The 23,772-nt window shown below is 69.8% G+C and carries 24 protein-coding genes; 15 read left to right on the forward strand and 9 right to left on the reverse strand.

Annotation, left to right across the window (positions count from 1 at the left end; translation table 11 throughout):
- The first annotated feature begins 1 nt into the window (after position 1).
- The 5 genes from DFJ67_RS43890 to DFJ67_RS21475 are packed head-to-tail and all read left to right on the forward strand — an operon-like array spanning position 2 to position 4,818.
- Complete coding sequence (locus DFJ67_RS43890) at positions 2–1,075, forward strand: amidohydrolase family protein (protein ID WP_239097511.1); 1,074 nt, start codon at positions 2–4, stop codon at positions 1,073–1,075.
- Positions 1,060–2,283 carry an Nramp family divalent metal transporter gene (locus DFJ67_RS21460; RefSeq protein ID WP_239097512.1) on the forward strand — a complete coding sequence of 408 codons (1,224 nt, stop codon included), beginning with the start codon at positions 1,060–1,062 and terminating at the stop codon, positions 2,281–2,283. The genes DFJ67_RS43890 and DFJ67_RS21460 overlap by 16 nt, the downstream gene beginning before the upstream one ends.
- Positions 2,283–3,446, forward strand: a complete 1,164-nt coding sequence (locus DFJ67_RS21465; protein ID WP_116069621.1) for a thiolase C-terminal domain-containing protein — start codon at positions 2,283–2,285, stop codon at positions 3,444–3,446. Before DFJ67_RS21460 ends, DFJ67_RS21465 begins: the two co-directional genes overlap by 1 nt.
- Entirely contained in the window at positions 3,443–3,859 is a 417-nt protein-coding gene (locus DFJ67_RS21470) for a Zn-ribbon domain-containing OB-fold protein (protein WP_116069622.1), read from the forward strand. The genes DFJ67_RS21465 and DFJ67_RS21470 overlap by 4 nt, the downstream gene beginning before the upstream one ends.
- Positions 3,856–4,818, forward strand: coding sequence for a cyclase family protein (locus DFJ67_RS21475; protein ID WP_116069623.1), 963 nt, complete (start codon positions 3,856–3,858; stop codon positions 4,816–4,818). The genes DFJ67_RS21470 and DFJ67_RS21475 overlap by 4 nt, the downstream gene beginning before the upstream one ends.
- 754 nt (positions 4,819–5,572) lie before the next feature.
- On the opposite strand, the gene DFJ67_RS21485 is transcribed toward DFJ67_RS21475, so the two are convergent.
- Entirely contained in the window at positions 5,573–6,517 is a 945-nt protein-coding gene (locus tag DFJ67_RS21485) for a TIGR03619 family F420-dependent LLM class oxidoreductase (protein ID WP_116069625.1), read from the reverse strand.
- A complete protein-coding gene (locus DFJ67_RS21490; RefSeq protein ID WP_116069626.1) occupies positions 6,514–6,960 on the reverse strand; it encodes a nuclear transport factor 2 family protein in 447 nt (148 codons plus the stop codon). Before DFJ67_RS21490 ends, DFJ67_RS21485 begins: the two co-directional genes overlap by 4 nt.
- Before the next feature lie 150 nt (positions 6,961–7,110).
- On the opposite strand from DFJ67_RS21490, the gene DFJ67_RS21495 reads away from it, so the two are divergent.
- From DFJ67_RS21495 to DFJ67_RS21520, 6 genes are read left to right on the forward strand one after another with little or no spacing between them, the layout of a single operon-like run.
- Entirely contained in the window at positions 7,111–8,052 is a 942-nt protein-coding gene (locus DFJ67_RS21495) for a zinc-binding dehydrogenase (RefSeq protein WP_116069627.1), read from the forward strand.
- Positions 8,053–8,087: 35 nt separating this feature from the next.
- Complete coding sequence (locus tag DFJ67_RS21500) at positions 8,088–8,294, forward strand: ferredoxin (RefSeq protein WP_239097578.1); 207 nt, start codon at positions 8,088–8,090, stop codon at positions 8,292–8,294.
- A complete protein-coding gene (locus DFJ67_RS21505; RefSeq protein WP_116069628.1) occupies positions 8,294–9,499 on the forward strand; it encodes an NAD(P)/FAD-dependent oxidoreductase in 1,206 nt (401 codons plus the stop codon). The genes DFJ67_RS21500 and DFJ67_RS21505 overlap by 1 nt, the downstream gene beginning before the upstream one ends.
- Positions 9,496–10,752 (forward strand): cytochrome P450, encoded by a 1,257-nt coding sequence (locus tag DFJ67_RS21510; protein ID WP_116069629.1) that lies wholly within the window; start codon positions 9,496–9,498, stop codon positions 10,750–10,752. The genes DFJ67_RS21505 and DFJ67_RS21510 overlap by 4 nt, the downstream gene beginning before the upstream one ends.
- A gap of 5 nt (positions 10,753–10,757) precedes the next feature.
- Positions 10,758–11,744: an NHL repeat-containing protein gene (locus DFJ67_RS21515; protein ID WP_116069630.1), complete on the forward strand. Its 987-nt coding sequence runs from the start codon at positions 10,758–10,760 to the stop codon at positions 11,742–11,744.
- A 9-nt stretch (positions 11,745–11,753) separates the two neighbouring features.
- Positions 11,754–12,737, forward strand: a complete 984-nt coding sequence (locus DFJ67_RS21520; RefSeq protein WP_116069631.1) for a phosphotriesterase family protein — start codon at positions 11,754–11,756, stop codon at positions 12,735–12,737.
- Positions 12,738–12,850: 113 nt separating this feature from the next.
- Here the strand turns inward: DFJ67_RS21520 and DFJ67_RS21525 are convergent, their stop codons facing one another.
- The 6 genes from DFJ67_RS21525 to DFJ67_RS21550 are packed head-to-tail and all read right to left on the reverse strand — an operon-like array spanning position 12,851 to position 18,538.
- Positions 12,851–13,906: an NAD-dependent epimerase/dehydratase family protein gene (locus DFJ67_RS21525; RefSeq protein ID WP_116069632.1), complete on the reverse strand. Its 1,056-nt coding sequence runs from the start codon at positions 13,904–13,906 to the stop codon at positions 12,851–12,853.
- On the reverse strand, positions 13,903–14,952 hold the full coding sequence (locus DFJ67_RS21530; protein WP_116069633.1) for a branched-chain amino acid ABC transporter permease: 1,050 nt from the start codon (positions 14,950–14,952) through the stop codon (positions 13,903–13,905). Before DFJ67_RS21530 ends, DFJ67_RS21525 begins: the two co-directional genes overlap by 4 nt.
- A complete protein-coding gene (locus DFJ67_RS21535) occupies positions 14,949–15,824 on the reverse strand; it encodes a branched-chain amino acid ABC transporter permease (protein ID WP_116069634.1) in 876 nt (291 codons plus the stop codon). The genes DFJ67_RS21530 and DFJ67_RS21535 overlap by 4 nt, the downstream gene beginning before the upstream one ends.
- Positions 15,821–16,603, reverse strand: coding sequence for an ABC transporter ATP-binding protein (locus tag DFJ67_RS21540; protein ID WP_116069635.1), 783 nt, complete (start codon positions 16,601–16,603; stop codon positions 15,821–15,823). Before DFJ67_RS21540 ends, DFJ67_RS21535 begins: the two co-directional genes overlap by 4 nt.
- On the reverse strand, positions 16,590–17,324 hold the full coding sequence (locus DFJ67_RS21545) for an ABC transporter ATP-binding protein (RefSeq protein WP_116069636.1): 735 nt from the start codon (positions 17,322–17,324) through the stop codon (positions 16,590–16,592). The genes DFJ67_RS21540 and DFJ67_RS21545 overlap by 14 nt, the downstream gene beginning before the upstream one ends.
- A gap of 5 nt (positions 17,325–17,329) precedes the next feature.
- Entirely contained in the window at positions 17,330–18,538 is a 1,209-nt protein-coding gene (locus DFJ67_RS21550) for an ABC transporter substrate-binding protein (protein ID WP_116069637.1), read from the reverse strand.
- 1,719 nt (positions 18,539–20,257) lie between these two features.
- Here DFJ67_RS21550 and DFJ67_RS21555 point away from each other — a divergent pair.
- The 4 genes from DFJ67_RS21555 to DFJ67_RS21570 are packed head-to-tail and all read left to right on the forward strand — an operon-like array spanning position 20,258 to position 22,915.
- Positions 20,258–21,028, forward strand: a complete 771-nt coding sequence (locus DFJ67_RS21555) for an alpha/beta fold hydrolase (RefSeq protein WP_116069638.1) — start codon at positions 20,258–20,260, stop codon at positions 21,026–21,028.
- The gene (locus DFJ67_RS21560; RefSeq protein ID WP_116069639.1) at positions 21,028–22,221 is read left to right on the forward strand and encodes an LLM class flavin-dependent oxidoreductase; all 1,194 of its coding nucleotides are present in this window, start codon (positions 21,028–21,030) and stop codon (positions 22,219–22,221) included. The genes DFJ67_RS21555 and DFJ67_RS21560 overlap by 1 nt, the downstream gene beginning before the upstream one ends.
- Positions 22,218–22,634, forward strand: a complete 417-nt coding sequence (locus DFJ67_RS21565) for an acyl-CoA thioesterase (RefSeq protein ID WP_116069640.1) — start codon at positions 22,218–22,220, stop codon at positions 22,632–22,634. Before DFJ67_RS21560 ends, DFJ67_RS21565 begins: the two co-directional genes overlap by 4 nt.
- The gene (locus tag DFJ67_RS21570) at positions 22,631–22,915 is read left to right on the forward strand and encodes a hypothetical protein (RefSeq protein WP_147315562.1); all 285 of its coding nucleotides are present in this window, start codon (positions 22,631–22,633) and stop codon (positions 22,913–22,915) included. The genes DFJ67_RS21565 and DFJ67_RS21570 overlap by 4 nt, the downstream gene beginning before the upstream one ends.
- On the opposite strand, the gene DFJ67_RS21575 is transcribed toward DFJ67_RS21570, so the two are convergent.
- The gene (locus DFJ67_RS21575) at positions 22,916–23,722 is read right to left on the reverse strand and encodes a FadR/GntR family transcriptional regulator (RefSeq protein ID WP_116069642.1); all 807 of its coding nucleotides are present in this window, start codon (positions 23,720–23,722) and stop codon (positions 22,916–22,918) included.
- Between the last annotated feature and the right edge of the window lie 50 nt (positions 23,723–23,772).

A 23,772-nucleotide genomic window follows, 5' to 3' on the forward strand; every position in this document is an offset into this window, starting at 1 on the left:
CATGCCGACCGCCGTGCGTGCGGTGCCGTGGGAGGGCCCGGTCGTCGACGTCGACGTCCACGCCAATGTCCCGTCGCTGACCGCGCTCTACCCGTATCTGCCGGACCTGTGGATCGACTGGTGCAAGGAGCGCGGCTATCGCGGTCCGGGCGCGGCCGCCGGCCACTACCCGCCCAACTCGACCCGGGCCTGCGACCCGCGGTGGCGCCCGGCGAGCGGGGCGCCGGCGTCGAACGTCGGGTTGCTCCGCGAGCACGTGCTCGACCCCTGGGACGTCGACCAGGCGATCCTCAACTGCTACTACGGGCTCGACGCGCTGCGCCACCCCGACTGGGCCGCCGCGCTGGTGCGGGCCCTCAACGACTGGATCGTCGCCGAGTGGCTGGAGCCGGAGCCGCGGCTGCGGGCCTCACTGGTCATCCCGGCCCGCGACCCCGAGGCGATGATCGCGGAGATCCGCCGGGTCGGCGACCACCCCGGGTTCGTGCAGGTGCTGCTGCCCGTACGCAATGACGCCCTGTGGGGTCAGCGGGTCTACCACGACGTGTTGCGCGAGATCGCCGACCGTGGCCTGGTCGCCGGCCTCCACTATGGAGGCACGACCGAGTCGCACCCGTCGACGACCGGGCCGACCTCGTGGCACGTCGAGGAATACGCCGCCGAGTGGCAGTCGTTCGCCGCGCAGCTCACCAGCCTGGTCAGCGAGGGCGTCTTCCAGAAGATCCCCGAGCTGCGGGTGTCGGTGCTGGAGGGCGGCTTCCTGTGGCTGCCGCTGTGGGGCTGGCGGATGAACAAGGAATGGAAGGGCCTGCGCCGCGAGGTGCCGTGGCTGACCGAGCCGCCGCTCGACATCATCCGCCGGCACTTCCGCTTCTCGACCGCGCCGTTCGACGGTGGGCCGCCGCGGATGCTCGCGAAGTGCCTCGAGTGGCTGGGCTCCGACGACGTGTTGATGTGGGCGACCGACTATCCGCACGGCTACGACGAGAACGCGGGCGACCTCTTCGCCGCGCTGCCCGAGTCGATGCGCGGCAAGACCATGGCCGACAACGCGAGGTCATGGTACCGGCTGTAACGGCGGCGCGGCTTGGCCGGATCACGTTGCTGGGCCCGGCTTTCGTGGCCGGAATCGCCTACGTCGACCCCGGGAACTTCGCCACCAACACGGCGGCCGGGGTCGACTACGGCTATCTCCTGCTCTGGGTGGTGGTGGCGGCCAACCTCGCGGCCATCCTGATCCAGTTGCTGTCGGCCAAGCTGGGCATCGCCACCGGCAAGTCGCTGCCCCGGCTGTGCCGGGAACGGTTCAGCCGCCCGGTCACGCTGGGGCTGTGGGTCCAGGCCGAATTGGTCGCGATCGCCACCGACCTCGCCGAGATCCTCGGTGGCGCCTTGGCGTTGCGCCTCCTGTTCGACCTGCCGGTCCTGGTCGGTGGCGTGGTCACCGCCGTCGTCTCGTTGCTGCTGCTGAGTCTGCGGAACCTGCGGCACTACGAGCGCGCCGTGCTCGCGCTGCTGGCCGTGATCGTCGTCGGGTTCCTGTGCTCGCTGATCACCGCCCGGCCGTCGCTGCCGTTGGCCGTGCACGGGCTGGTTCCGGCGTTCGACGGCCAGGCGAGCATGGTGCTGGCGGCCGGGATGCTCGGGGCGACGGTGATGCCGCACGCGATCTACCTGCACTCGGCGCTCGTCGTCGACCGGTTCGGCGACCGGTTGGGCGACCCGGCCAGCCGGCACCGGCTGCTCCGCGCCTCCCGGGTCGACGTGCTCACGGCGATGACCGTCGCAGGCGGGGTCAACCTGGCGATGCTGCTGGTCGCCGCGGCCGCGCTGGCGGGTTCGGGCGCGGACTCCCTCGACGCGGTGCATGCCGGCCTGGGTTCCGTGTTGGGTTCGGGCACGGCGCTGTTGTTCGCGCTGGCGTTGCTCGCCTCGGGGATCGCGTCGTCGTCCGTCGGCACGTACGCCGGAGCGGTGATCCTGGAGGGTTTCGTGGGTCTGCGGGTCCACCCGCTCTTCCGCCGGCTCGCGACGCTGGCACCGGCCCTCGTCGTGCTCGCGCTCGGGTTGGAACCGACCCGGGCCCTGGTGCTGTCGCAGGTGGTGCTCAGCGTGGGCATCCCGTTCGCGCTCGTACCGCTGATCCTGCTGACCCGGGACCGCCGCGTGATGGGTGCGCTGACCAACAAGCGTTCTACCACCGCGACGGCCACGGTCGTCGCGGGTCTGGTCAGCGCGCTCAACGTCGTGCTGATCGGTTCGACGGTGACTGGAGGAATGTGATGACGTTCGGTTGGGCCGGTGCGGCCGCGATCGTCGGTGTCGGGCAGACGGCGGCCTGGCGGGGGAGCGGACGCACGCCCCAGTCGCTCGCCGCGGAGGCCATCTCGGCTGCCCTTGACGACGCCGGGCTCGACGCTGGCGACCTCGACGGCGTGCACACCTACGTGCCGGGGGTGACCGCGGAGGAGGTGGCCACGGCCTTCGGCTTCCGCTCGCTGCGGCACGTCTCGGCGAAACCCATGGGCGGAGCGTTCCCGGTCGCCTCGCTCAAGGAGGCGGCCATCGCGCTGGCCACCGGGGCGGCCAGCCACGTGCTGATCTTCGTGGCCTCGTCGCAGCGGGCCGGCCGGGCGGTGTTCCGGGCCCACCCCGGCATCCCCGGGCAGCAGTTCCGGACCCAGCTCGAACATCCCTACGGCTGGTCGCGACCCGCGCAGTGGTATGCCATGCTGGCCCGCCGCCACATGCACGAGTTCGGCACGACCAAGCGCCAGTTGGCCGAGGTCGCGCTGACCATGCGGCGGCACGCCCAGCTCAACCCGACGGCCTACATGTATGGCCGCGAGCTGACCCTCGACGACTACCTCGCGGCGCCGATGATCGCCGACCCCTACCAGAAGTTCGACTGCTGCCTGGAGACCGACGGCGGCTCCGCGGTGATCCTGACCTCCCCGGACCGAGCCGCCGATCTCAAGGCGCCGCCTGTTCTGGTCGCCGGCGTCGGCGAGGGCCACCCGGTCTCGGGAGACGACATCTCCAACCGTCCCGACTGGTTCGACATCGGCCTGTCCCACGCGGCACCGCAGGCGTTCGAGACGGCCGGCACCCGACCGTCCGAGATGGACGCCGCCATGATCTACGACTGCTTCACCTTCGAGGTGATCCAGCAGCTAGAAGAAGCCGGCTTCTGCGCCCGCGGCGAGGGCGGCCCGTTCGTCGAGAGCGGCGCCATCGGCCGCGACGGCAGCTTGCCGGTCAACACCCACGGCGGCCTGCTGTCCGAAGGACATCTCGCCGGCATGAACCACATCGTCGAGGCCGTGCGGCAACTGCGCGGCGAGGCGGGGGAGCGGCAGCTGGCCCGGGCCGGCCAGATCGCCGTCACCGGCTGGGGCGATCTCGGCGACGGCGCACTGGCCGTATTGAGGGGGCCACAGGCATGACCGAACGTCCGCTTCCGGATCCCGACTACGCCGACTTCGCGCCGTTCTGGGCGGGCACGCGGCGGGGCGAGCTGCTGGTGCCGACCTGCACCCGGTGCGCCCGGCGGGTGTGGCCGCCCAGGATGGCCTGCCCGTCGTGCGCCGGCCTTCGCTTCGACTGGCAGCCGATCGGCAACGAGGGCCACCTGTATAGCTGGACCACCATCGGCCGGGCGATGCTCGCGGGTTTCGAGGCCGAAGTCCCCTACACGGTGGTGATCGTCTCGGCGGCCGCCGACCCCCGGGTCCGCTTCGTTGGCCGGCTAGCCGACGGCTATGAGGTGCCGGTGATAGGCGCCCCGATGCTCGCTTCTTTCGTCCCGAACGGCGACGTCACCCTTGTCAACTGGTTGCCCCGAGGAGGTCGCGCATGACTCTGCCCACCGAGGCCGAGGTCCTGTCCTGGTTCGAGAAGCTGTCGAACTGGGGCCGGTGGGGCCCGGACGACCGGCTCGGCACACTCAACCTGATTACCGCGTCGACCCGAGTGGCGGCGTCCCGCCTGGTCTCGGAGGGTCACGTGGTCTCGCTGGCCTGGGACGTCGACACGACGCCACAGCGCGACCAAACTTACGGCCCACCGCGCCGTTTCTTCGTGACCACCGGCCAGGGCCTGGCCGACGAGCACCGGATCGACCCGCACGGCAACCCCGACAACCGGATGAACGGTGCCCTCGAATACCTCGGGTACGTCTTCCACGGCTATTCGGTAACCCACCTGGACGCGCTGTCCCACGTCTTCTGGGACCGCAAGATGTACAACGGCGTGCCGGCCGAGTTGGTCTCGTCGTCCCACGGCGCCACGGCTCACGACGTCACGGCGGTGAAGGGCGGGGTTATCACCCGAGGCATCCTGGTAGACGTCCCCGCGTTCCGCGGCGTCGACTGGCTGGAGCCAGGCGACCCGGTCACGGCAACCGAGGTCCGAGCGATCCTGGCCGCACAGGGCACCGAGGTGCACTCGGGCGACGCGTTGCTGCTGCGCACGGGCTACGGGAAACGGCGCGCCATGCAGGGCCCCGACGACGTCCGGGCGCTGGGGCGGGCTGGTTGGCACGCGTCATGCGCGCCGCTGTTCCACGAGTTGGGCGTCTCGCTGATCGGTGCCGACACGGCCCAGGACGTGGTGCCCTCGGGCTACGACAGCGTGGTCATCCCGGTGCACACCCTCGGCCTGGTGGCGATGGGCCTCTACATGATTGACAACATGAACCTCGAAGAGCTGAGCGCCAAATGCGCGTCAGCGGGCCGCCACACCTTCGAACTGGTCGTCTCAACAATCCCATTCCTCGGCGCGACCGGCAGCCCAGTCAACCCCCTGGCGGTGTTCTAGTCTCCTGCGCACTGTTCCGGCGCCCGCGCCGCCGGCGAACCCACGCCGTCTGCAGACGGGCGAGCCCGCGCCGGGCGGGTGGTCGGGCACAGCCGCTTGTAGGCCACGACGGCATGTCGTCGTGGCGGCGTGTCGTGCGGGTGAGGGGGTGCCCTTCGCGTTCTACATGTTCTTTCATGTGAGTACATAAAAGAACATGTAAGCGCGGGCAGGGACCGTGCCCGGTCGCGACGCCCCGGACCGGCGGTGACGGGCTTAGGCCGGAATCGGACCGGCGGCCGAGCCACCGAAGGGGGCCTGGACGGTAGCCGACCGGAACGCGGCCACGGGGGGCATCGGTTCGGCCTGCGTCGGCCTGCGTCGGCCTGCGTCGGCCGGCGTCGGCCTGCGTCGGCCGGCGTCGGCCTGCGTCGCCCGACGTGGGCCCGCGCCGCCGCCGGGCTTGGCTGCGCCGGGCTCGGCTGCGCCGCGCCGGGCTGCGCCGCGCCGGGCTGCGCCGCGCCGGGCTGCGCTGCGCCGGGCTGCGCTGCGCCGCGCCGGGCTGCGCTGCGCCGCGCCGGGCCGGGCTGCGCCCGGCTACGCCGCGCCGGGCCGGGCTGCGCCGGGCTACGCCGCGCCGGGCCGGGCTACGCCGGGCTACGCCGGGCTGCGCCGGGCCGGGCTGCGCTGCGCCGGGCTGGGCTGAGCCGGGCAGGGCCGGGCTGCGCGGCGCCGGGCCGTGTGGCTCGGTCGCGGGGATGCCGGCCGCGGTCGCTCAGGTGTGTCGGGCTGGGGCGCGGTTGGCCGACGGCGTTGCCTCGCGGAATGCGGTCACGAGGGGAACGAGCCAGGTCCTTGGTCGGTCGGCGAGGCGTGGGTCGAGTGCCGAGAGCATGAGGTCGGTGACGCCGGTGGCGATCAGACCGGGCACCGGTGCCACGGTTGCTGCCGGGTCGGGGCGGTCGTCGGGGCCGAAGACCACCCCTAGGCGGCCGGTCACTCGCAGGTCGGGTCGGTCGAAACCGGCTGCTGCGAGCGCGTCGCGCATCCGGGCCGGTGCGGTTGGGTCGTCGGCGTCGCGGCCCCAGCGGATCCAGCCTGTGCCGAAGCGGCCTAGCCGGCGCACCACGGCGGGGTTGATCGTGCCGCTTACCCACACCGGGATTCCGGCCGGTTTGGGCATCTGGTGGATGCCGGCGAACGACAGCTCGGGCGCCTCGTAGGCCGCGATCGGTTCGCGCCACAGGGTCTGGCATACCTCCAGGGTGTGGTCGAGCAGGCGGCCCCGGCGGCCGAACGGCAACCCGGCGGCCTCGTATTCGGCCTGCTGCCAACCGACGCCGACACCCAGGTCGAAGCGGCCGCCGGAGAGGGCGTCGAGCGTTGCCGCTGACTTGGCCAGGACCACTGGGCGGCGTAGGGCGGCCATCAGGATGTTCGTGCGGAGCCGGATCCGCGACGTCATGCCGGCCAGGACCGACAGGGTTGTCATCGGTTCTAGCCAGTGGCCGTCAGGGCCCGTCGGCTGCCGGCCGCCCTCGACCCCGCCTAGAGCGGGCTTGGCGTAGTCGTCCAGCCGCTCGCCGAAAGCGACATGGTCCGACACCGTGACCCGGTCGGCGCCGGCCTCGTCCGCTGCCTTGGCCAGGTCGAAGAGGTGTTGCCAGCCGCCCGGGTCGGTGGCCGCGAAGGACGGTAGGCCGATCGACAGCTCGATCATGAGCGCACCTGGTCGATCGCGCGGGTTTCGGTCCAGTGGCAGATTCCCACCCGTTCGGCAATCAGCCAATCGCCGCCTGGGGCGCGGCGGTAGGTGTCGGTATATCTGATGTGCATGACGTGGTCGACGCCGCCGTGTGGAGTGGATTCGACATGATGCGCGATGCAGTAGGTCGTGCCGGTGGCCGTGTCGCCGTCCACGTCGTAACCGCTCTGGCCTAGCAGGTGCAGCGTGGTCGCGTAGCGCGACCGCACGTTGGCCGGCACCGCGCGCAATGCCTCGGTGCCGTCGAGGCGCACCGACGGGTCGAGGCCGTCGCCCGGCCGGAACATCCGTAGCCGCGCATCCGGGAGGAAAGCGGACGCGAAGGACGCGCCGTCGCCGTCGTCTACCGCGAACGCGTAGCGGACCGAGAGTTCGCGCAACGCCAGGTATTCATGCATCTGCGTAGCCACACCCTTGTCTTAGCAGGGTTCTCGTACACCAAGCAAGTGCTTGGTCGTTTCCGGCGCGAGTCGTTTCCTGTCAAGTCTTTACAGGATTAGCAGGATCGACTTAGGGTTCAGCTCGAGGCAAGCCTACGGAGGCACGGAATGTGGGCACAGACGATCCTCGGTCCCTTCACCTGTGCGCGGATAGAGGTCGAGACGCCGGGCGACGCGGATGTCGCCGACGGCCAGGTGCTCCTGCGCGTGCTCGCCGCCGGCATCTGTGGCAGCGACCTGCCGATGTTTCGCAGCGGCTCCGACACGCCGATCGCGGGCTACCCGCTGCACGAGGTGGCCGGCGAGGTGGTGATCAGCCGCGACCCGACGCTGCCCGTCGGCGCCAAGGTGGTCGGCTGGGCCACCGCGCACAACGCGGCCGCCGAATATGCCGTGGTCGACGGTTCCGGGCTGCTGGCCTACGACGAGACACTCAAGCCCGTCGAGGCGATCGTGCTGCAACCGCTGGCCTGTGTCATCGCCGCGGTGCGGGAGCAACTTTCAGCGGTCGCAGGCGCCACGGTCGCCGTACTCGGGCTCGGTCCGATCGGAATGCTCTTCGCACACGTGCTCAAAAACAGCGGCGCCCGCTCGGTCACCGGCGTCGACCGGGTCGACCGGTCCGACCTCGCCGCCGCGTTCGGCCTCGACGAGGTCGTCACGATGTCGGGTGCCCGCTGGGTCGCCGGTCTGGGTGAGACGCGGCCCGAGATCGTGGTCGAGGCGGTCGGCCATCAGGTCGGCACGTTCGACGACGCCATCCGTGCGGTCGCCGACCGGGGTCGGGTGCTCTACTACGGCATCCCGGACGACGCGGTCTACCCGCTGCCGATGGAGGTCTTCCTCCGCAAGAACGCCACGCTGTCGGCGGGCTACACCCGCGACAAGCGCACGGCGCTGGCGGCGGCCGCGGCCTACCTCGACGCGCACCCGGATCTCGCCGGCCGCTATGTCACCCACGTCCGGCCGATGGACGACCTGCAAGGCGCGTTCGAGCTCGCGAACCGGCCGGCGAAGAGCCAACTCAAGATCGTCCTGGTCACGGAATGACCGGCCGGGGAGCAGAGCAGACCAAGGAACGCACGATGAAGGACGGCACCATGAACGTGACGGTCGACTGGAACCTCTGCGACGGCAACGGCAACTGCACCGCCGAGGCGCCCGAGGTGTTCGCGCTCAACGACGACGACGAACTCGACGTGCTGCTCACCGAGCCGGGCGAGGAACTGCGGGCCGGCGTCGAGATGGCCGCGGCCGCGTGCCCCAAGCGGGCCATCACGATCGAGGGCTGATGGAGCGGGTGGCCGTCGTCGGCGCCTCCCTGGCCGGCCTGGAGGCGGCCAAGGAACTGCGCCGCGCCGGGTTCACCGGCGAACTCGTCGTGTTCGGCAAGGAGCCGCACCGCCCCTACGACCGGCCGCCGCTGTCGAAGGAACTGCTGGCCGGAAAGTGGCCGACCGAGAACGTGACGCTCGCGCTCGACACCGCGGTCGACGCCGACTGGCGCTGCGGCGTGCCGGTGACCCGGCTGGACGCCGGCCGGCGAATCCTCGAGGCCGGCGGCGTCGCAGAGAAGTTCGACGGCATCGTGATCGCCACCGGCGCCACCGCACTGCGGCCCGGCTCGCTGGGCGCCGGGCTGACCGGGGTGCACACCCTGCGTACCGTCGAAGATTGCCTCGCCCTGGCAGCAGACCTGCGTGCCGCGCCCGGGCGGGTGCTGGTCGTCGGCGGCGGCTTCATCGGGGCCGAGGTGGCCTCCACCTGCCGGGCCCTCGGGCTCCCGGTGACGGTGGTCGAGGGTCTGGCCGCGCCGATGGTACGGGCGTTGGGGCCGGAGGTCGGCGGCCTGCTCGCCAAGGTGCACCGCGACCACGGCGTCGACCTGCGGCTCGGCACGACGGTGTTCCGCCTGGAGGGCGGTGCCCGGGTGGAGCGGGCGGTGCTCAGCGACGGCAGCACGCTCGACGTCGACGTGGTCGTGCTGGCCGTCGGCGTCCGGCCGGCGACCGACTGGCTCGACGACTCCGGCCTGACGCTCGACGGAGACGGGGGAGTGGTCTGCGACGAGACCTGCCTGGCCGTTCCCGGGATCGTCGCCGCCGGTGACGTCGCGGTCTGGCCGAACCGGCTCTTCGGCGCGGCCCGGCGGGTCGAGCACTGGGACAACGCGATCCGCCAGGGCAAGCACGCGGCGCGGCGGCTGCTCGCCGGCGACGACCCGGCCGGCCAACTGCCCTACGAGCCGGTGCCGTGGGTGTGGTCCGACCAGTTCGACTGCAAGCTTCAGGTGGTCGGGTCGCCCGCGCCCCACGACGAGTTCCGGTTGGTCGCCGGCGGCGTGGGCGAGCGCAGGTTCACCGGCGTCTACCGGCGCGGCGACACGCTGGTCGCCGTCGTCGCCCTCAACTCTCCGCGCAGCATCGTCACGGGCCGCCGCCTGATCCAGGGCCGCACCCCGTGGCACGAAGCGACTATCCAGTTAGGACCAAGATGAGCCTCACCACCGAGCCGGCGCGGGCCGAGTTCGGCTACGACCCGTTCTCACCGGAGGTCATGGCCGACCCGTTGCCGTTCTACCGGCACCTGCGCGAGCACCAGCCGATCTACTACATGCCGGAATACGACATGTTCGCGCTGTCCCGCTTCGACGACGTCATGGAGATGCTGTCGGTCACCGACGGCACCTTCGTGCCCACCGACGGGACGCTGCCCGACCCCGGTGCGTTGCGCCGCCACAACAACGGCACGGTCATCGCGCCGACGACCGCGGAGCCGCTGCCGCCGTACTCCATGTTCGGTCCGCCTGTTCATGAGATCCTCCGCCAGGCGCATGTCGGGCCGCTGCGCGCCGGTGCGGTGCGGCGGCTCGCCGACTTCATCCGCGAGCAGGCCAACGAACGGCTCGACCTGTTGCTGCCGCGCGGGCGGTTCGACCTCACCCAGCACTACGGCGGGATCGTCGCCGCGGCCGTGCAGTGCCACCTGTTCCGGATCCCGCTGTCCGAGGCGAAGTATCTGCTCGACACGGTCAACGCCGGCTCGCTCACCGACGAGGACCCGCAGTCGGAGCGCAGCCTCAACCGCTATCGGCCGCTCGTCGAGTTGGTCGAGGGCATCGTCCGGCAGCGTCGCAAGCAGGGTGCCGACGGGACCTTCCCGCTCGTCGACGGCCTGCTGACGCTCGAACTCGACGGGCGCAAGCTGAACAACACCGAGATCGCCCAGACGTTGATCGTGGTCATCATCGGCGGGTCGGAAACGGTCCCGAAGGTGGTCGCACATGGGCTGTGGGAACTGCAACGACACCCGGACCAGATGGCAGCGGTACGCGCGGACCTGAAGACCAACGTGCCGATCGCGTTCAAGGAGATGGTCCGGCTCTGCGGGCCCGCACAGTGGTTCGCCCGCACCGTGCAGCGCCCGACCTCGATCGGCGGCCAGGCGATGAACACCGGGCAGCGGGTGATCTTCCTGATCCCGTCGGCGGCCCGCGACGAACGCGAATACGGCCCGGACTCGGAGGAGTTCCGGTGGAACCGCGAGATCAAGCGGTGGGTCAACTTCGCCTGGGGCAACCAGTTCTGTACGGGCTACCACCTTGCCCTACTGGAGGGCGGCATCCTCGTCGAGGAGTTCCTCCGGCGGGTTCCCGAGTTTGAAGTGCAGGAGGCTGACGCCGTGCGTCTTCCGTCGTTCTTCCAGTGGGGCTGGAACGAGCTCCCGGTCACCGTTCCGGTCGAGGACTGAGCGCGATGGTGACGAGGTTCGGCGCCGGTCAGTTGCGCTACGAACTGGTCGAGGGCTGGGAACGACTCCCGGCGGGCTGGAGCCACCCCGATGTCGCGGGGGTGTGCACCGACGTGGACGGCAACGTCTACCTCTACGCCCGCGGCGACCACCCGGTGATCGTCTACGACCGCGACGGAAAGTTCCTCGGCTCGTGGGGCGAGGGCCGGTTCAGCTACCGCACCCACGGCATGCACATGGGCCGCGACGGGCTGATGTATCTGGTCGACGACCTCGGCGGGTCGGTCGGCCGCCACGGCCTCGACGGCACGCTGCTCCAGGCGTTCGGCCCGGCCGGCATCACGACCGACACGGGCTATTCCGACGACCACCGCGTGGTGGAGCGGGCCGGTGCGCCCTATAACCGGCCCACCAACGTTGCGCTGGCGCCGTCGGGCGACGTCTACGTCTCCGACGGCTACGGCAACTGCCGGGTGCACCACTTCACCGGCGACGGCGACCTGCTCGGCTCGTGGGGTTCGCCGGGCGGCGGCGCGTCGGAGTTCCGCACGCCGCACAGCGTCTGGGTGCACGACGACGGCCGGGTTTTCGTCTGCGACCGGCAGAACGAGCGCATCCAGATCTTCGACCCGGCGGGCAATTATCTGGCCGAGTGGTCAGACGTGCAGCGCCCGCAGGACATCTTCATGGGCGACGACGGCCTGGTGTACGTGGTCGAGTTGTCCTGGCACCGAGGCGAGGTGGCACCGCGGCGCGGAACGATCGACGCCTACATCCCCGGCCGGTTGTCCATCCTGGACGGTGACGGGAACGTGCTGGTGCGGTGGCAAGAGCCTGACCTGGAACAGCCCGACGCGATCCTCGCGCCGCACGGCGTCTGGGTCGACGACGCGGGGTCGATCTACATCGCCCACGCCACCAACACGGTCGCCGTCGGCCTCGGCCTGGTCGGGCCCGACGCGCTCACGTTCCAGAAGTTCGCCCGGGTCTGAGGGGTCTCCATGGTTTACACAGTGCGCGGGCCGGTCGACGGTGCCGACCTCGGCTTCACGCTGATGCACGAGCACGTCATCTTCCGGGATACGGAGTTTTCGAAGGACTATCCCGACCTGAGCTGGCAGCCCGACCGGGCGGCCGCGCTGAACCGGGCGGTCACCGGGCTGCGGGCGGCGGTCGACGCGGGCGTGCGGACCATCGTCGACTGCACCGCGTTCTTCCACGGGCGTGACCTCGACTTCGTGCGCGAGGTCAACGAGCGGGTCGACGTCAACATCGTGGTCGCCACGGGAATCTATACGTTCGACTATCTACCAAACATGATCGCGCGGCGCACGCTGCGCGGCCCGGACGACCGCGACATCCTGACCGAGATGTTCGTCCGCGACATCACCGGGGGGATCGGCGACTCCGGCATCCGGGCGCAGATCATCAAGGTGGCGACCGACCTCGAGGGCATCACGCCCAACAACGGGCGCATCCTGCGGGCGGCCGCCCGGGCCCACCGGGAGACCGGCGCCCCGATCACCACCCACACCCAGCCGCTGAAGCGCAACGGCCTGGACCAGCAGCGCCTCTTCGCCTCCGAAGGCGTCGACCTGTCCCGGGTGGTCATCGGCCACAGCGGCGACACCACCGACCTCGACTATCTGATGGCATTGATGGACGGCGGCTCGACGACCGGTCACGACCGCTTCGGCCTCTACCTGCCGGGCTGGGCCAGCCTGCCGGAGCGGGTCGAGACCATCGCGACGCTGTGCGAACGCGGCTACTCCGACCGCATCGTGCTGTCACACGACTCGATCCTGCACAACGACCGCAATGACTACGCGAGCCCGCGGATGGAGCCCCTGCCGGACTGGCGGATGACCCACGTGCCGGCCGACGTGGTGCCGCTGCTGCGCGAGCGGGGTGTGTCGGAGGCCGACCTGGCGAACCTGACCGTCAACGTGCCGCGCCGCATCCTGGAGGCCGGGCCGGCCTACTAGGCCGGGTCGGGGCGGGCATGGCCAGCCGCCCTCGGCCGCAGTCGGGGGTGGGCTGGCCGGCCTACTAAGAGCCGGGGTCGGGGGCGGGTAATGGCCGGCCGCCCTCGACCCCCTCAATAGCGGGGAATGAGGCCCTCGGCTGCCAGCAGACTCAACTTCTCGGTGACGGTCTCGATGCTGTCCCGGAAGCCGTCGAAGCCCGCACCGCGGATCTTCAGCGTGCTCACGTAGGCGTTGTGGTCCCGGCGGGTGTGGCCGTCGAGGACCTCCCACGAGACCAGGTCGGCCATCACCGGGTTGGCCAGCCCGTGCTTCCGCGCGATCTCCGCCCAGAGCGCCTGCCGCGCCGGCATGACCTCGGCCAGCCGCACTGGCCGCGGCGGACCGACCGGCATCTTGAAGTGCTCGGCGATGACCGGCCAGAGCGACCCCCAGTCGGTAGCGTCGCCGTTGGAGACGTTGAAGATCTCGTTGCCGGACCCCGGCCGGTTCAGGCACCAGTCGATCGCCTCGCCCAGCAGGTGGTTGTCGACGAGCTGCCACACGGGGTGGTCGTGGGTGCCCGGGAAGTGCAGCGCCGACCCGGTCTCCTTGAGCACCGTCGCATAGACCGCGACCGAGCCGAGGATGTTGATGGCACACTTCTCCGCCACGCCGACCACGGCCGTAGGCCGCAGGATCGTCCATCTCCAGGCGGCGTCGCGAGTCCGGAGCAGGTCCTCCTGGGCCCAGTAGAAGTTGACCACCGGCGGCCGCGGGTCCGACTCGCGGGCCGGCAACGGGAACCGGCCGAGCGTCGTGCCGTAGGCCTTCGTGCCCTGGAGCACCAGCACGTCGCGGAGCCGGGGCGCCGCCGCTTCCAGCACGTCGAGCAACGCCGCCAGCATCGAGCGGTTGCGGTCGACATGTGCGTCGGTGTTCCAGCCCGCCACCACGTTGCCGGGGTCGTCGGAGACCGCCGCGTAGACCAGTTGCTCCACATCGGCCAGTCGCGGTGCGAGCGCTGCCACCTGGTCCGGTCGGGTCAGGTCGACCGGGAGATGCGTGACGTTGGCCTGTGCGGCCGGGGCGCGCCGGCCCAGCGCGAGGATCCGCACGTCTCGGCCCGCCATCCGCTCCAGGTACCCGCGCCCCACGATGCCGGTCGCGCCGGCTAGCGCGATGGTCACTTCCGACGAGCCTGGATCTTGCGGGCTCCCTCGCTCACCAGCCTGACCAGGCCGCCCGGTGCGCCGACGATGAAGGCGATGACTAGGACGGCGTACGCGATGACGCCGTATTTGGCGCCGTTGAGCGACGCCTGCTGGGCGCCGAGGACCGCGGAGACGAGGTGCTGCATCGCGAACGGCAGTGCCGTGAAGATGGCGGCACCGAGGGCGGCGCCCCAGACGCTGTCGAGGCCGCCGACCATCACCATCGCCAGGTATTGCATCGCCAGCGTCAGCGTGAACTGCTCGCTGGACACCTGACCCACCAGGAAACCGGTGAGCGCGCCCTGGGCACCGAACAGGAACGAGGTGATCGCGAAGATCATCATCTTGTAGCCGGTCACCGGGATCGCCTGCGTGCTCGCGATCTGCTCCTGGTCGCGGATCAACCGCAGCGCCCGGCCGGTGCGTCCGGCGCCGAGCAGGCTCACCAACGCGAGCGCGAGCAGCACGACGCCGAGCAGCAGCCACGCCCACTGGTGTTGGACCTGGACCGTCGTGCCGAACAGCGGCGGCAGGTTGAAGCCGATGACGCCGACGCCGGGGGTGCGTTGCTGGTATTGGTCGACCACGAAGATGACTACAAAGTGGACGCTGATGGTGCCGAGCCCAAGCGCCAGGCCGCGCAGCCGGATCGCGGGCAGGGAGACGATCAGGCCGAGCACCGCCGCCAGCAGGCCGCCGCCGAGCACGCACGCGACGAACGGCAGGCCCATCCGGTCGAACCACACGCCGCCGAACGCGCCCGCGGCGAGGAAGCCGGCGCTGCCGACCGAGACCAGGCCGGTGGTGCCCATCAACAGGTTCATCGCCAACGCGCCGACGCAGGTCAGCAGGAACGTGTTGTAGAGGAAGATGTTGTAGTCGAACTGGGTCGAGGTCACGACGGCGGTGACCGCGAGCAGCGTGACAGCGAGGAACAGGCTGCTGCGCATCCGCAGATGCCACGGCTTGACCCGAGGTCCGGTCGCTGCCTTCGATGCCGTCTCGACGGTGGACGCGGTCATACCTTCAACACCTCCCGGGTGCCGAACAGGCCCTGCGGCAACGCGAGCAGCAGAACGAGAAGGATCGAGTAGGTCACCACGTTCACGTATTCGCCGCCGAGGTAGACGGTGATGAAGCCCTGCACGACGCCGATCGCCAGGCCGCCGATGATCGCGCCCTCGAAGCTGTCGAGGCCGCCGAGCACCAGCGCCGGCACTGCTACCAGAGCCATCCCGCTCATCGAGCCGTCGACGATCGTGGACGAGCCGTAGAGCACGCCGGCGATCGCCGCGAGCACGCCACCGATGACCCACGCGCCGACGTACACCCGGCGCACTTGAATTCCGCCCTGTGCCGCCAGAACCGGATCCTGGCCGGCCGCGCGGACCTGCACGCCGAGCCGGGAGAACCGCAGGACGATGATGAACACGACCGACAGCAGGATGCCGATGGCGCCGACGACCAGCGAGCTCCACCCGACCTTGACGCCGAACAGGTCGACGACACCGTGCGGCATGGCCGGGATCGAGATGTTGTAGGACGGCTGGTCGAAGATCAACGACATCGCCGCGTCGAGGCCGACCCCGAGCACCAGCGTGGCCACGAACGCCACCCAGTGCGGCTGGCCGACGGTGCGCGACAGGATCAGCTTGTAGACCACGGCCGACAGCACGCCTGACGCGATCAGCGCGAGAGCCAGGCCGAGCACGAACGAGCCGGGGCGCTTGAGCTGCCAGTCGGCCAGCACGAACGCGGCGAGCAGCATGAACTGCCCGTGCGCCAGGTTGAACGTGCCGGTGGTCCGATAGATCAAGACCATGCCCAGAGCGATCAGGGAGTACGTGGCGCCGAGCGGGAGTCCGCCGAAGATGGCGAGAAGGACGTTGTTCATCGTTTTGTTCCCACCAGGCTGGCCTGGAACTCGGCCGAGTCGAGGACATCATGTGTGGCCCCGTCGGCGATCACCTCGCCGGCCTGGAGGCCGATCACCCGGGTGGCGGCGTCGCGGACCAGGTCCATGTGGTGCTCGACCATCAGGATGGTCATCGTGCCGGGCTCCATCAGGCGGCGCAGCACGTCGGCCATCGCCGCGTGCTCGCTGCGGCCCAGGCCCGAGGTGGGTTCGTCGAGCAGCAGCAGTTTCGGTTCGGCCATCAGGGCGCGGGCGATGTCGACGAGCTTGCGCTGGGCGTACGCGATCTCGCTGGTCGGTGTGTCGGCGATGCCGCCGAGGCCGAAGAAGTCGAGCGAGGTGCGGGCCTGTAGCTCGCGCGCGCGTTCGCTGCGGGCCACCTTGCGCCACCGGACGAGCTGGTCGACCACGCGGTAGTCGCGGATGCCGAACGCTCCGGCCATCACGTTCTCGACCACCGACATGCGGTCGACCAGCGGCGGGTTCTGGAAGCTGCGGCCGATGCCCGCGACGGCGCGGCGGTGCGGTGACAGCTCCTGCAGCGGCTGGCCGGCGAAGCGGATGTCGCCGACGGTCTGCCTCCGGACCAGGCCGGAGATCGCGTTGAGCAGGGTGCTCTTGCCGGCTCCGTTGGGGCCGACGACGGCGACCAGCTCTTGGGGTTTGATCTTGCTGCTTACGCCTGTGACGGCCTTGACCCCGCCGAACGTAACGGTGAGGTCGGCGATCTCGAGGATCGGGGCTTCACTCGCCGACATAGCCCGCCACCAGTAGTTCGTTGCCGATGAAGTCGGAGCTCGGGCCGGCGGCCCAGACCTGGCCGGCCTTGAGCAGCACGCAGTGTTGCGCCACCTCGAGCGTGTTGCCGGTGCTCTCGTCGACGAGCAGCACGGCGCTGCCGGTCGACGCGATCCGCTGCACGGCCTCGAAGAGCGGCTCGTGCAGGCTGGGGTGCAGACCGAGGGTCATCTCGTCGATGATCAGCAGCTTCGGGTCGACCATCAGGGCCCGGCCGATCGCCAGCATCTGCTGCTGACCGCCGCTGAGCCGGCCGGCCAATTTTTTCTTCACCTCGCCGAGGACCGGGAAGAGGTCGAAGATCAACGCCTCCACCTCCGCCCGCCGGTCGCCCGTCACCATCCCTTTGCCGAGGGCCTCCAGGTTCTCCTGGACCGACAGGTTCGCAAAGATCTTGCGCCGCTCCGGCACCGCGAACAAGCCCAGGCGGGAGACGTTGTGCGGCTCCTGGTTGGTGATGTTCTTGCCGCGGAAGGTGACGTCGCCCTGGATGACCCGGGCGCCTTCGGAACGGAGGAAACCGCTGATCCCGCGTACGGTCGTCGTCTTGCCGGCACCGGCCGCGCCCAGGATGGCGACGATCTGGCCTTTCCGCACCTCGAAGCTCACGCCCTGCACACCGAGCGCGCCGTTGCGGTAGCGGACGGTGAGATCCGCTACCGCGAGCAGTGTGTCCGCCATGCGGGTCAGTCGACCATCGAGATCGGTTGGCCGAGCGCGGCGGGCTTGCCGGAGGCCTTGTCCCAGCCGAAGAACTGGAGAGCCTGGAGCAGCACGTGGTTGTCGGCGGTGAACCCGGAGGCGCCGAAGCCGAGATCGCCGGGTGCGGTCACCTTGCTCGCCTTGGCCATCGCCGCGGGCAGCGCTTTGGCGTCGCAGTTGGTGCCGCAGGCTTCGAGGCCGGCCTTGAGCGCGTAGGCGAGCATGTAGCCCTTGGAGAAGTAGACGCCGGCCTTGGCCGAGTCGAGGTGGCCGTACTTCTCGGCCGCCGCCCAGACCTGGTCACCCTCGACCGGTGTCTTCCACTCGCGCGGGCCGCGATAGTCGCCACCCTCGTCGGAGGTCTTCTTCAGCGTCGCGTCGTCGTTGGCGGCGGTGCCACCGAAGATCGCCCCGGTGTAGCCCGCGTCGTGCAGGGCAGCCACCTCGATCGCGGTGTTGGTGGTGCTGTCATTGATCATCATCGCGTCCGGCTTGTTCTGCATGATCTGGCCGGCCTGGCTGGTGAACGACGAGATCGTCGGCTCGTTCTTCAGGTAGTTGCTGACCCGCCCACCGGCGGCCTCGACCAGCTTCTTCAGCCCGTCGGCGTAGGCAACCGAGGTGGCCGCGTTGTTGACCACGATGGCGATGTTCTTGCCGGAGAGAGTGCCGAGCTCCTGCTCGATCGCGTTGGCGTAGGCCTTGGCCGCGACCGGGCTGCTCACGGTCGCGCTGAAGTAGTAGGGCTTCGGCGGCACCGCCTGCCCGTCGTCGTTGGGCACGGCGAGGGTGGTGGTGCCGGCACCGGCGAGCACGCTGGCGACACTGGCGAGCTCGGTCGAGGCGGTGCTGACCAGGATGGCGACCGGCGCCTGCCCAACCGCTTGCCGGGCGGCAACCTGAGCACCCTGCGGCGTCGACTGCGCGTCGATCGGGTTGTTGAGCTTGATCTGCCGCCCGTTAACGCCACCGGCATCATTGATCGCGGCGATGGCAGTCTGGAACCCACCGACGCCGTGCGAGACAAATGGGGCGAACGGCCCAGAGATATCAGCGAAAAGACTCACGGTGTACGGCTCGGAGCCGCCGCCCGGGCCACTGTCCGCACCGGGTGCGGCCCGTCCGCACCCGGCGAGCACGGTGGCGCACACGGCCGCGGTAACGACCGCAAGCACCCGACGGTTTCTCGTCATGTCGAACCTCCGCAACACCGCGCCTGCGCAGCGCGTGTGACCATGATCACGAGAGCGTAATCGAAGTTGGGTGGCGATACAACAATCATTTTTCTCAGCACAATGATTTAAAGATTAGGGCGTGGCCTTGAGGTCGCCGCGAACCCGGTGCCGCCGCACGGTTCCTGTCTGTCGTGTGGCCCGATCGCGGGGCGTTGCCTGGACTTCGTGGCGGTTCCGGCAGGGGTTCGCCGCTGCTGCCAACGACCCGAGCCGCCGGCGTGGGTCGCAACGCCTGGCGACGTGGCGCGATCTGGGGCTTTCGCCGGGGTGCGATGGGGCGTTCGGCGGCGCTTGACCGGTTTTGCGCTCGAGTACCGCTCAGCGCAACGCCGCCGGCGAGTCGCGTCCGGACAATCGTTTGGCGTATGGCTGCCTGATCAACGCAAACAACGAGCATTCGGCCGGAAAGAGCCGCCGTTGCCGAGGGGCCGGTGGCTGAGGCGCCGGCGGGCCGCCATACGCGGCGGACCTGCTCCGCATCCCGAACGCCGCCGACTTGTGCGCGTGCCGCCGCTACGAACCAAACCCCCTGTGTCACAACGAACTGGCGCCCGCGTCGGGCACCCCCGCGCGAACGAGCTCGGACGCGAAGCCCGAACAACCGATGTCCGTTTCGCGGATCTCTTGCCGGATCGCCGGGGCGGGCAGCGCGCAGATCGCAGCACGCTGGCCACGGCATAGACCACCCCACACACGCGGCGATCGGGGGCGGCCCATCTGGCGGCTTCAACCGCCTAACGCTCGCGGGAATCTGGGCTGGCACGTCTGGCGGCATCGACCGCGCGACGCACGCGGTGATCTGGGGCTGGCGGCTTAAGCCGTGCAGCGCACGCGGTGGTCTGAGCTGCGCATCTGGGGGTATCGGCCGCACGACGCACGCGGCGATCTAGGGCGGCGCATCTGGCGGCTTCAACCGCCCCACACACGCGATCTGGGCGGCGCATCTGCAAGATTGATCTCTGCTTCTACAGATCTACCGCCCCGGGCGGAGGTCCCAGGCCGGCGCAAACCTCCCGCGCTCGACCTTTGCCCGATCTGACCGGGCCCGACGGGGGGTGTCGCTCCAGCCGTACATGTTTCTTCATGTAGGTACATGAAGAAACATGTACGGCTGAACGAAGACACCCGACCCCGTCGCGACCCGCCAGCCGCGACCAGATCACGACGCCACCACCGAGCCCGGTCGGTGCGGCCCGGTGGCCTTGCGGCCCGGTGGCCTTGCGGCCCGGTGGCCTTGCGGCCCGGTGGCCTTGCGGCCCGGTGGCCTTGCGGCCCTGCGGCCCTGCGGCCGAGAGCGTTGACCGACTCCGCGGAAGCCTGCGCTAATCGGGGGCGCCTGGCCCGGCGTGCGGCCGCTTCGTCGATGTGTCGGGGTCCGCGACCGGGGTCTGCGCCAAGGGTCTTTTCTTCTAATGATTACATTGACTCACCGTTGGGGGGCAGCGTAGCGTCGCCAGCGATCGGCTTGGAAGGAGCGTGATGGGGCGGCGCGTCATCATGGCCGGCGGGGGAGCGCGATCGGTTGCTGTCGTGGTGGGAAGCGGGTCGTGGCAACGCGGTTTGGCTGTCTCCGTGGCCGATCTCCCGGTGGACAGGGGCTACGGCGCCCGCCTCCGCGGTCCAAGGCAGTCAAGACTCGCGCGCGAGCGCGCGCTCACGTGAAGTGGATGTGGCTGAATGACTAACTCGAGCAGCGGACTGGATGTCGATGTCTCCGGCAGCGGTCCCGACCTGATGCTGCTGCACGGACTGGACGGGACGCTCTTCAGCCAACCGTTCCGGGACGGGCTCGCCAAGCGCTTCACCGTGCACGTTCCCGCGCTTCCCGGCTGGACCGGCAACCGTGACCCGCGCTACCGCAGCGTCGACGACCTGGCCTACGCCCTGCTCGACGCGGTCGAGGCGGTCGGTCGGCCGGTGCACCTGGTCGGTTGCTCGATCGGCGGGTGGCTCGCCGCCGAGGTCGCCACCAAATCGTGCCAACACCTCGCGTCCGTGACATTGGTTTCTCCGGTTGGCATCCGGCGCGCGGAGCCGACGCAGCGGTCCTATCTGGACCTGTTCGCCGCCGCGCCGCAGACCGTCGCCGCCGGGATGTATGGCGACGCTGCCAAGGCGCCCGACCTCAGCGGCTTCGCGCCGGCCCAGTTCCTTGAGCTCGCCCAGGCCAATGAAGCGGTCGCCTTCTACGCGTGGGAACCATACCTGCACAATCCCTCGCTGCTCGACCGCCTGCACCGCATCTCGGTGCCGACGTTGCTGGTTCGCGGCGCGGAAGACGGGTTCATCCTCCAGCCGGACCATTTCGACCTCATCCGGGAACGCCTCGCGTCGTGTCGCACCGAAGTGATCCCCGATGTCGGCCACCGGGTCGAAGAACAGGCCGCCGACCGTTTGGCTGAGCTCGTCGCCGAGTTCACCGACCAGCTCACGACGAAGGACAGCTGATGTTTCGCGCTTGGACGTTCACCGAAATGCCCTACCCGCATCTCCCGCCGGAGAACACCTACGAGTCGCTGCGGGTCGACTTTCCCAGCTCAATCTACGATCCCGAGGTCGGCTACCAGCTCTACAAGACCTACTTCGACCTCTACAAGGCGGCCGACGAGCTGGGTCTCGACATCATGCTCAACGAGCACCACGCGACCGCGACCTGTGTCGCCCCGGCGGTGCCGTTGACGCTGGCCGCACTCGCGCGCGACACCAGGAATGCCCGGCTGCTGGCCCTGGGCAACCCGATCGCCAACCGCAACACGCCCGTACGCGTCGCCGAAGAGATGGCGATGATCGATGTTATGTCGCACGGGCGGCTCGACGTCGGGTTCGTGCGTGGAGTCCCGTACGAGATCTCGCCTGGGAATGTGCAGCCCGTCGAGATGAAGGAGCGGTTCTGGGAGGGTGCCGACCTGATCCTCAAGGCCTGGCAGACCCACGACGGCCCGTTCAACTGGGAAGGCCGCTACTACCACCACCGCCAGGTCAACGTCTGGCCGCGCGTCTACCAGGACCCGCACCCGCCGGTCTGGGTCGCCACCCAGAGCACCGGCACCTCCCGCGAGACGGCCGAGCGCGGCTTCAACCTCGGCACGATCCTGGCCGGCGCCGACGGCGCCCTCGAGTTGTTCAAGGCCTACCGTGACCGCGCGGCCGAAGACGGCCTGGCCGTCACGCCGCGCGAGCGGCTCGGCTACGTGGCGCTGGTCTTCGTCGGTGACACTGACGAGGCGGGCTTCGAGGGCGCGCGGAAGCTGCGCTGGTATCTGGAGCACAACAAGATCGCGCCGCAGTTCATGAACGTGCCCGGCTATATCGACGCCCGGGTGCGCGCGCGGATCCTCCAGAACGAGGCGAGCGGCAAGCCGTTGGTGAGCCCGATCGAGCACCTGGTGACCGCGCCGCTGGAGCAGATGCTCGACGAGGGCTATGTTTTCGCCGGCAACCCCGACACCGTCTACGCCCAGCTCGAACGGTTCTACCGGCGGGTCGGCGGGTTCGGCAACTTCATCATGATGGTCCAGAGTGGAACGATGGGCTACGACCTCGTCGAGCACAGCATGGAGCTGTTCGCCCGCGAGGTGCTGCCCCGCTTCCGGGAAAACGTCTACGACGTCGACACGCCGGTGGCCGCGGCGGCCGCGTGAGTGACCGCGTGGCGGCCGTCCGGGTGACCCGCCTGACCTACGCCGACTGCGATCCGGCCGGCATCGTCTACTACGCCGCCTGGTTCGTCGCCATGGAGCGTGTCCTGACCGAGTGGTTCCTCGGTGTCGGGTTCCGCTTCGATCGCATGGCCGACGAGCTGGGCGGCGCGGTCGTCACCCGTTCGACGTGGTGTGAATACCTGGCACCCGCAGCGGTGTACGACGAGATCGCGGTCGAGCTGACCGTGGTGAAGGTCGGCACCACCTCGTACACGCTGGGTTTTGAGATGGTCCGGCTCGGTGACGCGGTGGTTGTCGCGCGATCGGGGCTGGTGGGTGTCTTCGTGGCCGGCGGGCGGGCAGCGCCCCTCCCGCTGGCGCTGCGCGACGCCTTGCTGGGAGGCATGGCATGAGACTCGTGCTCAGCGAAGACGCGGGCGCGACCCTGGTCGAACGCGAGCAGTTCACGGCGTTCGCCGTCGAGGTGCGCGGCACGGTCGACCTCGACGCGTTCGGTGTGTTGCCGGCCGACAACGGTGAGGTGCTGGTGCCGGCCGGCTGGGTCGAGAGCCTGGCGAGCGACGCGGGCGCCGACTGGGTCAGCGCGTTCCGCGACATGCTCCGCGCCAGCGAGCCCTATGGCTGGTATGACAGTCAGACGGGGCTGGTCCGCGCGCACATCGCGACACGCTGACTATTCAGACCCGCCCGCGTTGGGGTTGCCCATGATCGCGTGCATCGCGGCCGCGTCGACCCGGCGACCGGCGTCTTCCGGCCGCAGGAACCGGGCCGGATCGAAGTGGGTCTCGGTCAACCGCATGGCGAGGGCCGAGTCACCGTCAGCGATCGCCTCGGTGATCCGCAGGTGCTGCTCGTGGTTTTTCAGCCGGTGGGCGCGCGACGGGAAGCTGCCGTTGCGGGTGGCGTTTTCGGCCCACGAGTTGACGTCGACCAGCCACAGCGACTCGAGCGAACCGGCCAGCAGCCGGAGCGTGTCGTTGCCGCACAGCTCGACGAGGCTCGAATGGAAGTCGGAGGTCGCGCGGACGAAGCCCATCGGGTCGTCCATAGCCTTCTCGGCCGCGGTGTTGTGCTTGCGGAGTTGCGGGACCACCTTGCGGGCCCGGTCCTTGCGGCTGGCGCAGAGCCCGGCCGAGGTGGCCTCGAGCTGACCCATGGCGACGCCGACGTCGTCGAGAGTGACGCCGCGGGATTCGAGAACCATGGCCATCGCGTACGCCACGTGGCGTGCTTCCGGCCGGTGGACCACCGCGCCGCCGACGTTGCCACGCCGCACCGTGATGAGGCCTTCGGCCTCGAGGATCCGCATGGCTTCGCGGATCGACGGGCGGCTGACCCGGAACTCGGCAACCAGGGCGTCCTGGTTGGGTAGCAGTTGACCGTCGCGCCATTCGCCGTCGAGGATGCGTTGCCGGATCACGCCGGCGACCATCTCGCCGAGCTTGGGTTGCCGCAGTTGCGCACGAACGTCCGCTACCATCGATTCCGATCGCTCTACTTCAGGAGTGGAAGGCTCTCCGGTCAGAACCG

The sequence above is a fragment of the Asanoa ferruginea genome (assembly GCF_003387075.1).
GTDB lineage: Bacteria > Actinomycetota > Actinomycetes > Mycobacteriales > Micromonosporaceae > Asanoa > Asanoa ferruginea.